The sequence below is a fragment of the Cronobacter malonaticus LMG 23826 genome, assembly GCF_001277215.2.
GTDB classification, from domain to species: domain Bacteria; phylum Pseudomonadota; class Gammaproteobacteria; order Enterobacterales; family Enterobacteriaceae; genus Cronobacter; species Cronobacter malonaticus.
The window spans coordinates 1,065,970-1,080,016 of the sequence record NZ_CP013940.1; the positions used below are offsets into that span (position 1 = coordinate 1,065,970).

Genomic DNA, 14,047 nt, shown 5'->3' on the forward strand with positions numbered 1-14,047 from the left:
AAGAGTGATCAAACATACAAAAATGTTATGTTGCGTAAAGCAGTGAAAGGTTATCTTTCCCTGCTACACTTTTAACATACGTGGCCGCACGGCATAGTGTTTTCCGCGTGTTCCTCGATCTTAACCCACCTTTCATTGATTTCAGCTATCAGAGCCATCAAAGATTGTCCGGTTTAATGAACTTGATAATCATTCTCATTTTGATAGCATGAAACATAGCAAAGGCTATATTTCAGAGGCAGAGAATGAACCACAGTCGCGTTGAGCAAAATCGTGGCCGTACAGCGCGGAAGTTAAGGCTGGCGCTGATGGGGCCAGCTTTCATTGCTGCCATTGGCTATATCGATCCGGGTAACTTTGCGACCAACATTCAGGCAGGCGCGAGCTTCGGCTATCAATTGTTATGGGTCGTCGTCTGGGCGAACCTGATGGCGATGCTGATTCAGGTGCTCTCGGCCAAGCTTGGCATCGCCACCGGTAAAAACCTGGCGGAGCAGATCCGCGATCATTACCCGCGCCCGGTCGTCTGGTTTTACTGGGTACAGGCGGAGATCATCGCGATGGCGACCGATCTCGCGGAATTTATCGGCGCGGCGATAGGCTTTAAGCTGATCCTCGGCGTCTCGCTCCTGCAGGGCGCGGTGCTGACGGGTATCGCCACGTTTCTGATCCTGATGCTGCAAAAGCGCGGGCAAAAGCCGCTGGAGAAAGTGATCGGCGGGCTGCTGCTGTTTGTGGCGGCGGCGTATATTGTCGAGCTTTTCTTCTCGCAGCCGAAATTGGCGGAACTCGGTAAAGGGATGCTGATCCCAAACCTGCCGACATCCGAAGCGGTGTTCCTGGCCGCAGGCGTGCTGGGTGCGACCATCATGCCGCACGTTATCTATCTGCATTCGTCGCTCACGCAAAACCTGCATGACGGTTCTCGCAAAGAACGCTACTCGGCGACCAAATGGGACGTGGCGATCGCCATGACCATCGCCGGTTTTGTGAATCTGGCGATGATGGCGACCGCCGCGGCGGCGTTCCACTTCAGCGGACACACCAAAGTGGCGGAGCTCGATCAGGCGTACCTGACGCTCGAACCGCTGCTGAGCCACGCGGCGGCGACCATTTTTGGTTTAAGCCTGGTGGCGGCGGGGCTTTCCTCTACGGTTGTGGGCACGCTGGCCGGACAGGTAGTCATGCAGGGGTTTGTGCGCTTCAGCATTCCGCTCTGGGTGCGTCGCGCGGTCACCATGGCACCGTCGTTTATTGTCATTCTGATGGGCCTTGATCCGACGCGTATTCTGGTGATGAGCCAGGTGCTGCTGAGCTTTGGTATCGCGCTGGCGCTGGTGCCGCTGCTCTTTTTTACCAGCAACAAAATGTTGATGGGCGAACTGGTGAACACGCCATGGGTAAAACGTACAGGCTGGGCGATTGTCGTACTGGTGGTGGCACTCAATATCTGGCTGCTGGTGGGCACGGCGCTCGGATTATAGCGACGTAAAAGACGTAAAAAAGGCAGGCGCGGAGCCTGCCTTTTTCGTTATTCAGCATGAGAAATCAGTGGTGATGCCCGCGGCCATGTTTACCCCAGCCGCGATGGTCGTCGCGATCGTTCCAGCCTTCACGATAGCCGCGCTCATACGCCCGGCGGTCATCCCAGCCGCGATGCTTATCCCAGCCGCGATGACGGCCATTGTCATGACGCCACCAGCGGTCGCCGCGCCACTCGTAATGGTTACGCCAGTAGTCGCGGTCGCGCCAGCGGCCGCCGTCCCAGTAGTTACCGTAATTGTCGCGATCGCCAATTTGTAATTTGATGGATGGCAACAGGGTGATTTCACCAGCGCTGGCGATAAGCGGCGCGGTGCCCGCCAGTAACGCTGCTGCAAGAATCAGTGACCTGAACATACTTATCTCCTTCACGATCGGGGCCGTAGTGGCCTGTTGCAGTAATATTACGGACCTGTAAATCCCTGCAGCATCGCTCCGACTCTGAAAACAGGTATGACCGCACTTTTTGCTAAAGCCGCGTCGTCCCATGCACTATGAGAGTATCGCCTCGATCGCCTGCCGCTCTTCTGCGGTAAAGGTGCGCTTCGCCAGCATTCCCACCGCATCGTCTATCTGGCTGGTCTTGCTGGCACCAATCAACACTGACGTCACTTTCTCATCGCGCAGCACCCAGGCGAGCGCCATCTGTGACAGCTTCTGCCCGCGCTTTACCGCGAGATCGTTTAGCTTGCGCACTTTCTCGAGTTTCTCGGGCGTTATCTGGTCCGGGTTCAGGAAGCGGCTGCCGCTGGCGGCGCGCGAATCCGCCGGAATGCCGTTCAGGTAGCGGTCCGTCAGCTGTCCGCCCGCCAGCGGCGAGAACGCAATACTGCCGACGCCTTTTTCCTGCAAGAGATCCAACAGGCCATCTTCCACCCAGCGCTCAAACATCGAATATTTGGGCTGGTGGATAACGCACGGCGTGCCAAGCTGCGCCAGCAGATCGATAGCCTCGCGCGCCCGATCCGCCGGGTAGTTAGAGATGCCGACATACAGCGCTTTACCCTGACGCACAATATGATCCAGCGCGCGCATGGTCTCTTCGAGCGGCGTCTCCGGGTCCGGGCGGTGGTGATAGAAAATATCGACATACTCCAGGCCCATGCGCTTCAGGCTCTGGTCGAGGCTTGAAATCAGGTATTTGCGCGAGCCCCAGTCGCCGTAAGGACCGTCCCACATGGTGTAACCCGCTTTGGTGGAGATAATCAGCTCGTCGCGGTACGGCAGAAAATCCTCTTTCAGAATGCGACCAAAATGGCTTTCGGCGGAGCCCGGCGGCGGCCCGTAATTATTAGCGAGATCAAAATGGGTAATGCCGAGATCAAACGACCGGCGCAGAAGCTGGCGGCTGGTCTCCACCAGTGTGGCGTCGCCGAAATTATGCCACAGGCCGAGCGAAATGGCCGGAAGCTTCAGGCCGCTGTGTCCGCAGCGGCGGTATTCCATCGTGGCGTAGCGCGCAGGATCTGCCTGATAAATCATGCTTATTCACCTCTGTACGTGGTTGCTGCACTGTTGGAGTATCGCGTTAAGACGCAAAGCGATACCGCAAGTGTATACGGTTACACCGGGTACGAAAGCTGACAGCCTACACGCCCGACGTGCGTAAATCTTGCTTGCCACCGCTTTTTGCTGCCGCATTCTGGACAGCGATCACACTTCATTAATACTCACTACAGGCCCCTCAAAAAGGATGGCAAAAATGCCAGCTTACTATTGTATTGCTGATTATCTGCTGGACCGTCTGGCGGGATGTGGTGTTAAGCACCTGTTTGGCGTGCCTGGGGATTACAATCTGCTGTTCCTTGATAATGTCATCGCCCACCCGCGTATCACCTGGGTCGGCTGCGCGAATGAGCTAAACGGCGCTTACGCCGCCGATGGGTACGCCCGCTGCAACGGCATTGGCGCGCTGCTGACGACCTATGGCGTCGGCGAGCTCAGCGCGCTTAATGCTATTGCCGGTAGTTACGCTGAGGCGGTGCCGGTGCTGCATATCGTCGGCGCGCCGTGTCAGTCGGCGCAGCGTAAGGGCGAAGTGCTGCATCACACGCTGGGCGACGGCGATTTTCATCACTTTATGCGTATCGCCCGCGAAGTGACCGCCGCTCAGGGCTGGCTCACGCCCGCGAATGCCTGTAGCGAAATCGACAGGGTAATTGCTGAAATGCTGCGTACCCGCCGCCCCGGATATCTGGTGCTGCCCACCGACGTGGCAAGCGCGCCGGCGGTTTCGCCTGTAAACGCTATCACCGTATCGCGGCCACAGGGCGACGACGCGCAGCTGGCCGCGTTTCGCGAGGCGGCGCAGGCGCGCTTCGCCAAAGGCGGGCGCGTGGCGCTGCTGGCGGATTTCCTGGCGCAGCGCTTCGGCGTGCAAAACGCGCTGCATCAGTGGCTGGACGACACGCCAATGCCGCACAGCTCGCTGCTGATGGGCAAAGGCGTGCTGGATGAAACAACGCCTGGCTTTACGGGCACCTACAGCGGCGCGGCGAGCGATCCGGCGGTCTGCCGGGCGATAGAAGAGGCGGATCTGGTCATCTGCGTCGGCGTGCAGTTCGCCGATACCATCACCGCCGGGTTTACCCAGCGCCTGACGCGCGATCAGACCATTGACGTCCAGCCCTGGGCGACGCGCGTGGGCGACCGCTGGTTCAGCGGGATCGCGATGGATCAGGCGGTGGCGATTCTGCATGACATCGCCAGACGCCACAGCGCGCGGCTCGCGCCGCCAGACATCACGCCGCCTGCAACCAAAACCGCCGCCGCGGGCGCGCTTAACCAGCAAAACTTCTGGCCGCTGATTGAGGCATTTTTACAGCCCGGCGATATCATCGCCGTCGATCAGGGTACCGCCGCGTTTGGTGCCGCCGCGCTGCGTCTGCCCGCTGGCTGTGATTTTCTGGTGCAGCCGCTCTGGGGTTCGATAGGCTACGCCTTGCCCGCCGCGTTCGGCGCGCAGACCGCCTGCCCGAACCGCCGCGTGGTGCTGATCACCGGCGATGGCGCGGCGCAGCTCTCCATTCAGGAAATGGGTTCCATGCTGCGCGACGGCCAGGCGCCGGTGGTGATTGTGCTCAATAACGACGGCTACACGGTGGAGCGCGCCATCCACGGCGCGACGCAGCGTTATAACGACATCGCCCCGTGGCAGTGGACGAAACTGCCGCACGCGCTGCATGCCGCCAGCCAGGCGCAAAGCTGGCGCGTCAGCGACGCGGCGCAGCTAAAAGAGGTGCTGGAGCGTCTCTCGCGGCCCGAGCGGTTGTCGTTAATTGAGGTAATGCTGCCGCGCGACGATGTGCCGCCGCTACTCGATGCCGTCAGCCGTGCGCTGGAGGCCCGCAACGGCGCGCAGGACGAATAAGCGCCTTTCGATACAGAAGATGCTGAAACGTTCAAGGTAATCTGTGATGTAAGTCTCTAAACGCGGGGCACTTATGCTATGGTCATTGTTGTTCAGGCGCCGTGAATTTAGAGTGTGCCAAGATTATTTTGTATTTAGCGGAGCAGCAACAGAATGACCAAATATGCTTTGGTGGGAGACGTAGGCGGCACCAACGCACGCTTAGCGCTGTGCGACGTAGACAGCGGCGAGATACTCAAGGCGAAAACCTATTCCGGCCTTGATTATCCGAGCCTGGAAGCGGTGGTGCGGGTGTATCTGGAAGAGCATAACGTCACGGTGACGGATGGCTGTATCGCCATTGCGTGTCCGATTACCGGCGACTGGGTGGCGATGACCAACCACGTCTGGGCGTTTTCTGTCGCCGAAATGAAAAAGAATCTCGGCTTCGATCATCTGGAAATTATTAACGATTTCACCGCCGTTTCTATGGCGATCCCGATGCTCAAAACCGACCATCTGATCCAGTTTGGCGGCGGCGAGCCGCAGCCCAATAAACCGATCGCCGTTTATGGCGCGGGCACCGGGCTTGGAGTCGCGCACCTCGTGCATGTCGATAAGCGCTGGGTGAGCCTGCCGGGCGAGGGCGGTCACGTCGATTTCGCGCCGAACAGCGAAGAAGAGGCCATTATTCTTGAACAGCTGCGCGCCGAAGTCGGCCACGTCTCCGCCGAGCGCGTACTGTCAGGGCCGGGGCTTGTGAATCTCTACCGCGCCATTGTCAAAGCCGATGGCCGTCTGCCGGATAACCTGCGTCCGAAAGACATCACCGAACGCGCGCTGGATGACAGCTGCACCGACTGCCGTCGCGCGCTGTCGCTCTTCTGCGTCATCATGGGCCGTTTCGGCGGCAACCTGGCGCTAACGCTCGGCACTTTCGGCGGCGTCTATATCGCAGGCGGTATCGTGCCGCGCTTCCTGGATTTCTTCACTTCCAGCGGTTTCCGCGGCGGGTTTGAAGATAAAGGCCGCTTTAAATCTTACGTGCAGGATATTCCGGTCTATCTGATTGTTCACGACCAGCCTGGGCTGCTCGGCGCGGGCGCGCATCTGCGCCAGACGCTCGGACAGATCCTCTGAGAAAAAAGGCGCCGCGCGGTGCCTTTTCTTTTTCCTTCACAGCCGCATCAGCTGGCGGAATGCTTTAACCCGGCTGCGGCTCACCGGCACCTGAAAATCGAGATCGCGCAGGCGCAGCACATAAGTGTTGTTAAACCACGGCTCAATCTCGCGGATTTTATTGAGGTTCACGCAGTAGGAGCGGTGGCAGCGGAAGAAATGCGCCTCCGGCAGACGGCTGCAAAACTCGGTGATATTCATCGGCATCACATACGCCTCTTTGCGCGTATAGACGAACGTCATCTTCTCGTGCGCTTCGGCATAATAGATATCGTTAATATCGGTGACGATAATCCGCTCATCCTTGATGAGATTAATGGTCGCGTTTTCGCGCCCGGCGGGAGCGGCGGCGTGCGGCGCGCTCTGCTGCGCAAAAGCGGCTTCCAGCTTTTGCAGCATGCCGATAATGCGCGACTCCTGATACGGTTTCAGAATGTAGTCGAACGCTTCCAGTTCGAACGCCTCTACCGCATGCTCTTTCCAGGCGGTGATAAACACGATAAACGGTTTGCGGGCGAATTTACTGATGTTCTGCGCCAGCAGCACGCCGTCCAGAGACGGAATATTAATATCGAGAAAAATGGCGTCCACATCGTGCTGCTGCAGATATTTCAGCACATCCAGCCCGTCTTCGAACGTGGCGACCACGTCCATCTGGCTGTGCGTTTTAATCAGCCAGTTCAGCTCCTGCTGCGCGAGGACTTCATCCTCAACGATAATGACTTTCATCGCATTCCCTCTCTACAACAGCATCGCAGCGCCAGGGCGCGGCGGTTGATTGGGCACGTAAAACGCAATCTCGGTGCCTGGCTCCAGGCGGCGAATATGCAGCCCTTCGCCATATAACAGCTTCACGCGGTGATGCACATTAACCAGCCCGATTTTATTGACCGGCATCTCGTTGGTATCCAGCTGTTCGACAATCTTTGGATCGATGCCGTGGCCGGTATCGCGCACCGCGATGCGCACCCGGCTGCCGCTTTGCGCGATGCTAATCGTCACCACGCCTTTGCCGCGACATGGCTGGATGCCATGCACAATGGCGTTCTCCACCAGCGGCTGAATAAGCAGGCTGGCGACGCGGCAGTTCACCTCGTCGTCGATATCGTAAATCACGGTCAGTTTGTCGCCAAAGCGCGCCTGTTCGATCGCGATATAATCCTTAATCTGGTACAGCTCTTTTTTAATGTCGATCTGCTCGTCGTCGTTCAGTTCGATGTTATAGCGCAGGTAGCGCGAGAGATTAAAAATCAGCTGGCGCGCGGTATCCGGGTTCAGGCGGATCGACGAAGAAATGGCGTTCAGCGCGTTAAACAGAAAATGTGGGTTAATTTTGCTCTGTAACGCGCGCAGCTCCGCTTTGTTCGCCATCTCGCGTAACTGCTCGGCGCGCGACACTTCAAGCTGCGTGGAGATAATCTGCGACAGACCGATGGCCATCTCCTGTAGCGACGAGGTTATCTGATGCGCGTGGCAGTAGTAGATTTTCAGCGTTCCGGTGACGACGCCTTTCTCCCACAGCGGGATCACCAGCATGGAGTGGATCTCCGGTGTGCGATGGGCTTCGTCGTTATTTTTGATAATAATTTTACCGTAACGGAGAGCCTGCTGCGTGGTGGGGCTTAGCGCGTCGCTGTTATCCTGATAGTTATGCTCGCCCACGCCGACATAGGCCTGCACCTTTTCAGTATTGGTGATGGCGACCGCGTCGGCGTTGATATCGCGGCGGATAATATCGCACACCTGGCGCAGGGATTCGCTGTTCACATGGCGAAACAGCGGCAGCGTTTTGTTGGCGATATCCAGGGCCAGTTTGGCCTGACGCGCGGCGCTGGCCTCTTTCTCGCCCTCAACGCTTCGCACCAGTAGCACAATTAAACCGATTGAGACGGTGCCTAAAATCATCGGCACGCCGATTTTCGAGACGATATCCAGCCCGAGCGCCGTGGTCGGCGCCCAGACCACCACCAGAATCATGGTCAGCGTTTCGCACAGCATGCCGCCAAGAATACCCGCGCGCCAGTGCTGCGCCTTCGGCACCCGGCGGCTGATAAAGCCGGAGATCACGCCCGCGACAATGCTGGTGATAAAACAGGGAATGGCGGTAATGCCGCCAATATCAATCAGGTAACGGTGCAGCCCGGCGATAACGCCGGTAATGATGCCGACCCACGGGCCAAAGAGAATACCGCCGGACATCACGGCGATAATGCGCACGTTCACCAGCGAGCCTTCCACCGGCACGCCGGACCACGTACTGAACAGCGCGAACATCGAAAAGATCGCAGTCACCGCCAGCAGCTCTTTTGGCGTGTGGGCGCTCTTATGCAGCAGCTCGCGGAACAGGCGGATGCGAATCAGGAAAAAGAGGCAAATCAGCATTAGCGCCGCGCGGTCGAAGACCGCCAGCAGCATGTCGAAAATCTCGTGCACGGAAAACCCGAAGTCTGGCAGGAAAGCGCACATGATAGAAAACCTGACGGCCCTTGACCAGCCGCCAGGTGTTGCCGGTTATGCGCCTTTGAGCTGTTCGCGTCCGGCAGGGGTGAGATCCGCTTCGGTGGCGCGCCCGCTGAAATCGACTTCGAAATCATCCGGCGCGAAGTCCGGCGGCGAGCGGCCTTCCACAAACGCCGGCCACTGGCGCTTCAGATAGGCGTCGTTTTTCTCACACCACGGGGCGGCGGCGATATACATCACGTTGCTGTCAAACTCGCCCTGATGCTCGTTTTCTACCGCGTGAATAACGTCGCAGTGCCAGAACACGGTATCGCCCGGCTCCATATCGGGAATTGAGGAAATCCCGGTCAGTAAAAGGGGATGCCAGCGTTCGTTAATGGATAACGCGCGGCCAGGCTTCGCGTCGCACAGCGAATCCTCCGGCACGTCGTCCTGTAATGCGCGCAGCAGGATATACGCCATCGCGTTGGCGACCGGCAGCAGCGTCAGCGTACCGCCGTGCTTGCGCTGCTCGGAGAGCGCCGTCCAGCCCTGGAAGGTACGGAACATGGAGCAGACGGCGGGCGAGGGGATTTCCCGCGCCTCGACGCGGCCCTCGGCTTCAAACGGGTTGTAGCGCTGCCACTCGCCGCTGAAAACGTGACGGTAAACGTGACGGAAGTTCTCATCAAGCCAGCGCTCTACCGAGCCGCCGTCGACATGCGGCGACAGGCCAAGCGACGACGAGCGCGGCGGTCGGCGGCGGGTGCGGTCGGCGTACGTCACCACGCGATTCGGGTCGAAATGCTGTTTGCCGTGGCTTTCGGTCTGCCAGAGATTATTGAGAAACACCTGCGCGGCTTTCATGCGCTCATGCTGGCGCGCCTCCACCTGCGGCTTCGACCAGTAAATGCCGTAAATCTGCGGCTTGCTGTCGGCAAGCGTGCCGAAATAGTTATCTTCCGCCGCGTTCTTGAGCTTTTCGACAAAATCGTTGCGCTCAAGATAATCGCCAATCTCCTGGTTCCAGGCGCGCGCCTGGCTTTCCGGGAAGACGCCTTTAATCACGCAGCAGCCGCGCTCGCGAATGCGGGCTTTCTGCGCGTCGCTAATGCGGCCGTTAATAATGTCGTCGGCCTGGATCTGCGGCACCGGGCTTTCGCCGCGCGCGGTTTCGCTTTTGATCGTTTCTATCTGGCGCGCGATGTCGGCTTCCAGTTCGGCAAACACCGCCTGATAGTTTGGCAGCGCCTGGCGCAGCTGCTGTTTTATCTCACGGATAGCGCTGGGAAGATCGGATATGTGCAGGGTCATAGCGTGTACTCCGGCAATCGGGAACAGGGTTATTGTTTTGTTGCGTCAAAGTTAATATAGCCACGCGGCGTCAAATAAAACAGGGTTAACTTTCAAATGAAAGTTCCCGTTTTTTGTTCCGTAAATTATTTTTGCGATTGCCTCTCGACAGCAGAAAATTTTCCAGGCTATGTTCTTAGAGCCGCATCAGCGGCAGCGTCGCTCGGACGGTCCGGGCGCTTACGTCACATCGAGGAACCTATGGCTGACTTCAGTCCCAAACGCCGTTTTTCGCGTATCGAACGCCTTCCCCCTTACGTTTTTAACATCACTGCTGAGCTGAAAATGGCTGCGCGTCGGCGCGGCGAAGATATTATCGATTTCAGCATGGGCAACCCGGACGGCCCCACGCCGCCGCATATCGTCGAAAAACTCTGCACCGTGGCCCAGCGGCCGGATACGCATGGCTACTCCACCTCGCGCGGCATTCCGCGCCTGCGCCGCGCCATTTCGCGCTGGTATCAGGAACGTTACGAGGTGGAGATCGACCCGGAAACCGAAGCTATCGTCACTATCGGGTCGAAAGAGGGGCTGGCGCACCTGATGCTCGCTACGCTCGATCACGGCGACACGGTGCTGGTGCCGAACCCAAGCTACCCGATCCACATCTACGGCGCGGTGATCGCCGGGGCGCAGGTGCGTTCGGTGCCGCTGGTGGAGGGCGTGGATTTCTTCAACGAGCTGGAGCGCGCTATCCGCGAAAGCTATCCGAAGCCGAAAATGATGATTTTAGGCTTCCCGTCAAACCCGACGGCGCAGTGCGTGGAGCTGGAGTTTTTCGAGAAAGTCGTGGCGCTGGCGAAGCGCTATGACGTGCTGGTGGTGCACGATCTGGCTTACGCGGATATCGTCTACGACGGCTGGAAAGCGCCGTCTATCATGCAGGTGCCGGGCGCGCGCGATGTCGCCGTGGAGTTCTTTACGCTCTCCAAAAGCTACAACATGGCGGGCTGGCGCATCGGCTTTATGGTGGGCAACCAGGAGCTGGTCAGCGCGCTGGCGCGCATCAAAAGCTATCACGACTACGGCACCTTTACGCCGCTTCAGGTGGCGGCCATCGCCGCGCTGGAAGGCGATCAGCAGTGCGTGCGCGATATCGCGGAGCAGTATAAACGCCGCCGCGACGTGCTGGTAAAAGGGCTGCACGAGGCGGGCTGGATGGTGGAATGCCCGAAAGCGTCGATGTATGTCTGGGCGAAAATCCCGGAGCCTTACGCGGCGATGGGTTCGCTGGAATTTGCCAAAAAGCTGCTGCAGGACGCGAAAGTCTGCGTGTCGCCGGGGATTGGTTTTGGCGACTACGGCGACACCCACGTGCGTTTCGCGCTGATTGAAAACCGCGATCGCATTCGCCAGGCGGTGCGCGGCATTAAAGCGATGTTCCGCGCCGACGGGCTGTTGCCGGCAAGCGCGAAGAGCGCCGCGGCGCAGGACGCCGAATAAAAAAACAGGAGCCACTGGCTCCTGTTTTTTTTACTCAGGTATTTTACTAAATCATCAGGGCAAACGTGCCGGCCCACAACAGTAAAATCACCGAGACGCCCATAAAGAAATATTTCACGTTACATCGCTCCGCATGTCTTAAAACACGCCTGAATCAATACGCAAGGTCACAGTATACAAAGTTGACGCTGCAGCCGAATCATTTTGGGACTATTCCTCAAACCGGCTGCCGCTCTCTAAAATCATGCGCGTCAAATGACGTCAGCGAGCGCTAATGTAATCCTTTATTTCAGAGGTGACAAGCGACGCGCGGGCTCGTTGAAAGAAATTTTTTCATCCTGCTTTTTCCTTAAAAAACAATTAAAAAGAAATTAATTACGGTGCGTAATTCCCGATTCCTGGTGCTTGCCAGCGGCTTCGCTAACGGCCACTCTGGAAGGGGTAAAAACAGGAGCATGTATGAAAATCAGCAAGGCAAATGCGGAACATTATCTGTGGGGCGGTGACTGCGACGGCTGGCATCTGGTCAAAAACCAAAATCTTAGCGTTATTCATGAGCGGATGCCCGTCGGGCGGGCGGAACAGCGCCACTATCACGAGCAGGCGCGCCAGTGCTTTTTTGTGCTAAGTGGGCAACTGACGATGGCGCTGAACGGCGAGCGCGTGACGCTCACCGCTGGCGAGGCGATAGAAATTCCGCCGCTGGCGCCGCACCAGGCGCGTAACGACGGGCAGGAGGCGGTGGAATTTCTGGTTATCTCCCAGCCGACCACGCGGGGCGACCGGGTGGATCTTACAACCAGCCCGAACGCTTAAGCTTCCAGTAAAGCAAATAACAGACGGCAATGGTGCCGCCGATGGTCACCGGATAGCCGAACGCCGAGCGTATCTCCGGCATGTTTTCAAAGTTCATGCCGTACATGCTGAAGATGACCGTCGGCACTACCAGAATCGCCCCCCAGCCTGCGAGCTTTTTCACCACCTCGTTTTGCTGCACGGTCACCAGCGCCAGGTTCACATGCATGGCGCTGGTCAGCATTTCACGCATATCTTCGGCATCCATCACCACGTGATGCGCGTGATCCTGAACGTCGCGCAGGTAAGGGCGTAGCGTTTTCGGCACGATATCTTCATGCAGGCGAATCAATTGGTTGCAGATTTCATCCACCGGCAGCGCGGCGTTACGGATAGCCAGCAGCTGACGGCGCAGCGTATAGACCTGCTGCACGGCTTGCTTGTCGAACTCGGTGCGGAACATCGTGTTTTCCATCTCGCCGATGCGGCTGGTCAGCGACGAGGTGATTTCAAGATAGTTATCGACGATAAAATCGAGCAGGCAGTAGAGCGCGTACCCCGGCCCGATGGCCAGCATGTCAGGCTTTTCCTCGGCGCGCGCGCGAATGGGCGCATAGCTTTCAGAGGCACCGTGGCGCAGCGTTATCAGAAAGTTTTTGCCGATGAACAGGTGAGTTTCGCCAAATTCAATCTGCTCCTGGCGATTCATCCACGCGGTTTTCACCACCATAAACAGCGATTCGCCATACTGTTCGATTTTCGGGCGCTGATGGGCGGTGAGCGCATCTTCGATGGCGAGTTCGTGCAGGCCGAACTCCTGCTGAATGATATGCATAAACGGCGCGTCGGGCTGCCACAACCCCAGCCAGATAAAGGCGTCAGGATCTTCAATCGCTTCGCTGATATCTTCGAGGTTAATCACTTCCGGCTTTTTGTCGCGCCGGTACACCATACTGTTAACAATCATTTTCTCATCCCTGGCGGTACGCTTATCGGGTAACTATAAACACCGCGCGTGCCGTCTTCCTCTTTTTCGCGTGAATTCAGGCGATTCTGGCGCTCAGAACATCTCCACCAGGCGGCGCACCGACGGCGAGCGCTCAAACTTACGCCAGGCCAGCGCGATATCGGTTTTCAGCGTCTGATCGCTTAACCGGTGAAACGTCACCTCCGGGTGCCCGATGCACTGCATCGACACCGGCACCAGCGCGAAACCAAACCCGGCCGCCACCATGCTGAGTGAGGAGGAGAGCTGCGACGCCTGCTGGCTGTCGGCAGGCGCAAGCCCCGCGCGCAGGCAGGCGTTAAACACCAGTTCATACAGCCCAGGCGCCACCTCGTGCGGGAAGAGAACCAGCGGCGTGCCGACCAGTTCGCTCAGCGCCACTTCATCACGCTCGCTCAGAGGATGGCTGCGGTGCAGCGCGGCCACCATCGGCTCCACGTCAATCAGGCGCAGGTTAAACGCCTTGCTGCTCTCGCACGGCAGGCGGACAAACGCGGCGTCCAGCAATCCTTCCTGCAAGTCGTGCATCAGCGAGGCCATATTCGCCTCCTGTTGCAGCAGCGTAATCGCCGGATAGCGGTGCTGAAATTCATGCAGCAGGGAGAAAATACGGGGATGAAAAGCATTAGAACTGCTGATACCGACCGAGAGCGTGCCGTTGACGCCGCGCGCGATGCCGCGGGTTTTCTCCAGCGCCGCGTCGCTGAGCGCCAGTATCTGGCACGCGTCCTGATAAAAGGCTTCGCCGGCCTCGGTAAGCTCCACGCCGCGCGTCAGGCGACGCAGCAGCGGCGTGCCCACTTCGCGCTCAAGGCGCTGGATCTGCTGGCTGAGCGGCGGCTGAGAAATACCCAGCAATTCAGCGGCACGGGTGAAGTGTCGCGTCTGGGCTACCGCCACGAAATAACGCAAATATCGAAGTTCCATATCAAATACGACTC

The 14,047-nt window shown here is 58.2% G+C and carries 13 protein-coding genes; 5 read left to right on the plus strand and 8 right to left on the minus strand.

Translation table 11 applies throughout. The features are described 5' to 3' along the window. The first annotated feature begins 245 nt into the window (after positions 1-245). Positions 246-1,484 carry an Nramp family divalent metal transporter gene (locus tag AFK66_RS04925; RefSeq protein ID WP_032986328.1) on the plus strand — a complete coding sequence of 413 codons (1,239 nt, stop codon included), beginning with the start codon at positions 246-248 and terminating at the stop codon, positions 1,482-1,484. Between the two features lie 64 nt (positions 1,485-1,548). On the opposite strand, the gene AFK66_RS04930 is transcribed toward AFK66_RS04925, so the two are convergent. After that, a complete protein-coding gene (locus AFK66_RS04930) occupies positions 1,549-1,899 on the minus strand; it encodes a DUF2502 domain-containing protein (RefSeq protein WP_007777007.1) in 351 nt (116 codons plus the stop codon). A 135-nt stretch (positions 1,900-2,034) separates the two neighbouring features. Next, the gene (gene mgrA / locus AFK66_RS04935; RefSeq protein ID WP_007777005.1) at positions 2,035-3,024 is read right to left on the minus strand and encodes an L-glyceraldehyde 3-phosphate reductase; all 990 of its coding nucleotides are present in this window, start codon (positions 3,022-3,024) and stop codon (positions 2,035-2,037) included. A 220-nt stretch (positions 3,025-3,244) separates the two neighbouring features. Between mgrA and AFK66_RS04940 the strand changes: the two genes are divergently transcribed. Both AFK66_RS04940 and glk read left to right on the plus strand, forming a co-directional pair. Continuing rightward, positions 3,245-4,912 (plus strand): alpha-keto acid decarboxylase family protein, encoded by a 1,668-nt coding sequence (locus AFK66_RS04940; protein ID WP_007777003.1) that lies wholly within the window; start codon positions 3,245-3,247, stop codon positions 4,910-4,912. A 153-nt stretch (positions 4,913-5,065) separates the two neighbouring features. Continuing rightward, complete coding sequence (gene glk / locus AFK66_RS04945; protein ID WP_007777000.1) at positions 5,066-6,031, plus strand: glucokinase; 966 nt, start codon at positions 5,066-5,068, stop codon at positions 6,029-6,031. Positions 6,032-6,067: 36 nt separating this feature from the next. Here glk and AFK66_RS04950 read toward each other — a convergent pair whose 3' ends face one another. The 3 genes from AFK66_RS04950 to AFK66_RS04960 form a co-directional block, all read right to left on the minus strand. After that, complete coding sequence (locus AFK66_RS04950) at positions 6,068-6,799, minus strand: LytR/AlgR family response regulator transcription factor (protein ID WP_004388532.1); 732 nt, start codon at positions 6,797-6,799, stop codon at positions 6,068-6,070. Between the two features lie 12 nt (positions 6,800-6,811). Beyond that, positions 6,812-8,503, minus strand: a complete 1,692-nt coding sequence (locus AFK66_RS04955; protein WP_023898255.1) for a sensor histidine kinase — start codon at positions 8,501-8,503, stop codon at positions 6,812-6,814. Positions 8,504-8,581: 78 nt separating this feature from the next. After that, positions 8,582-9,823, minus strand: coding sequence for a DUF1479 domain-containing protein (locus AFK66_RS04960; RefSeq protein WP_032983541.1), 1,242 nt, complete (start codon positions 9,821-9,823; stop codon positions 8,582-8,584). Between the two features lie 240 nt (positions 9,824-10,063). Here AFK66_RS04960 and alaC point away from each other — a divergent pair, with 240 nt between their 5' ends. Further along, on the plus strand, positions 10,064-11,305 hold the full coding sequence (gene alaC, locus AFK66_RS04965) for an alanine transaminase (protein ID WP_004388535.1): 1,242 nt from the start codon (positions 10,064-10,066) through the stop codon (positions 11,303-11,305). 46 nt (positions 11,306-11,351) lie between these two features. Here alaC and ypdK read toward each other — a convergent pair whose 3' ends face one another. Beyond that, positions 11,352-11,408: a membrane protein YpdK gene (gene ypdK / locus AFK66_RS23215; protein ID WP_097566156.1), complete on the minus strand. Its 57-nt coding sequence runs from the start codon at positions 11,406-11,408 to the stop codon at positions 11,352-11,354. Positions 11,409-11,764: 356 nt separating this feature from the next. On the opposite strand from ypdK, the gene AFK66_RS04970 reads away from it, so the two are divergent. Beyond that, positions 11,765-12,121: a cupin domain-containing protein gene (locus tag AFK66_RS04970; RefSeq protein ID WP_007776971.1), complete on the plus strand. Its 357-nt coding sequence runs from the start codon at positions 11,765-11,767 to the stop codon at positions 12,119-12,121. Here the strand turns inward: AFK66_RS04970 and AFK66_RS04975 are convergent. Together AFK66_RS04975 and AFK66_RS04980 are read right to left on the minus strand one after the other, a co-directional pair. Then, positions 12,099-13,067: a magnesium and cobalt transport protein CorA gene (locus AFK66_RS04975; protein ID WP_007776967.1), complete on the minus strand. Its 969-nt coding sequence runs from the start codon at positions 13,065-13,067 to the stop codon at positions 12,099-12,101. The two genes, AFK66_RS04970 and AFK66_RS04975, sit on opposite strands and share 23 nt — an antisense overlap. Before the next feature lie 93 nt (positions 13,068-13,160). Continuing rightward, complete coding sequence (locus AFK66_RS04980; protein ID WP_032968337.1) at positions 13,161-14,033, minus strand: LysR family transcriptional regulator; 873 nt, start codon at positions 14,031-14,033, stop codon at positions 13,161-13,163. Between the last annotated feature and the right edge of the window lie 14 nt (positions 14,034-14,047).

Excerpts from the sequence above, each read along its gene's own strand:
- AFK66_RS04950 (WP_004388532.1), bottom strand. The coding sequence starts at position 6,799 with ATGAAAGTCATTATCGTTGAGGATGAAGTCCTCGCGCAGCAGGAGCTG.
- AFK66_RS04970 (WP_007776971.1), top strand. The coding sequence starts at position 11,765 with ATGAAAATCAGCAAGGCAAATGCGGAACATTATCTGTGGGGCGGTGAC.
- mgrA (WP_007777005.1), bottom strand. The coding sequence starts at position 3,024 with ATGATTTATCAGGCAGATCCTGCGCGCTACGCCACGATGGAATACCGC.
- AFK66_RS04960 (WP_032983541.1), bottom strand. The coding sequence starts at position 9,823 with ATGACCCTGCACATATCCGATCTTCCCAGCGCTATCCGTGAGATAAAA.
- AFK66_RS04940 (WP_007777003.1), top strand. The coding sequence starts at position 3,245 with ATGCCAGCTTACTATTGTATTGCTGATTATCTGCTGGACCGTCTGGCG.
- AFK66_RS04925 (WP_032986328.1), top strand. The coding sequence starts at position 246 with ATGAACCACAGTCGCGTTGAGCAAAATCGTGGCCGTACAGCGCGGAAG.
- glk (WP_007777000.1), top strand. The coding sequence starts at position 5,066 with ATGACCAAATATGCTTTGGTGGGAGACGTAGGCGGCACCAACGCACGC.
- AFK66_RS04980 (WP_032968337.1), bottom strand. The coding sequence starts at position 14,033 with ATGGAACTTCGATATTTGCGTTATTTCGTGGCGGTAGCCCAGACGCGA.
- alaC (WP_004388535.1), top strand. The coding sequence starts at position 10,064 with ATGGCTGACTTCAGTCCCAAACGCCGTTTTTCGCGTATCGAACGCCTT.
- AFK66_RS04975 (WP_007776967.1), bottom strand. The coding sequence starts at position 13,067 with ATGATTGTTAACAGTATGGTGTACCGGCGCGACAAAAAGCCGGAAGTG.
- AFK66_RS04930 (WP_007777007.1), bottom strand. The coding sequence starts at position 1,899 with ATGTTCAGGTCACTGATTCTTGCAGCAGCGTTACTGGCGGGCACCGCG.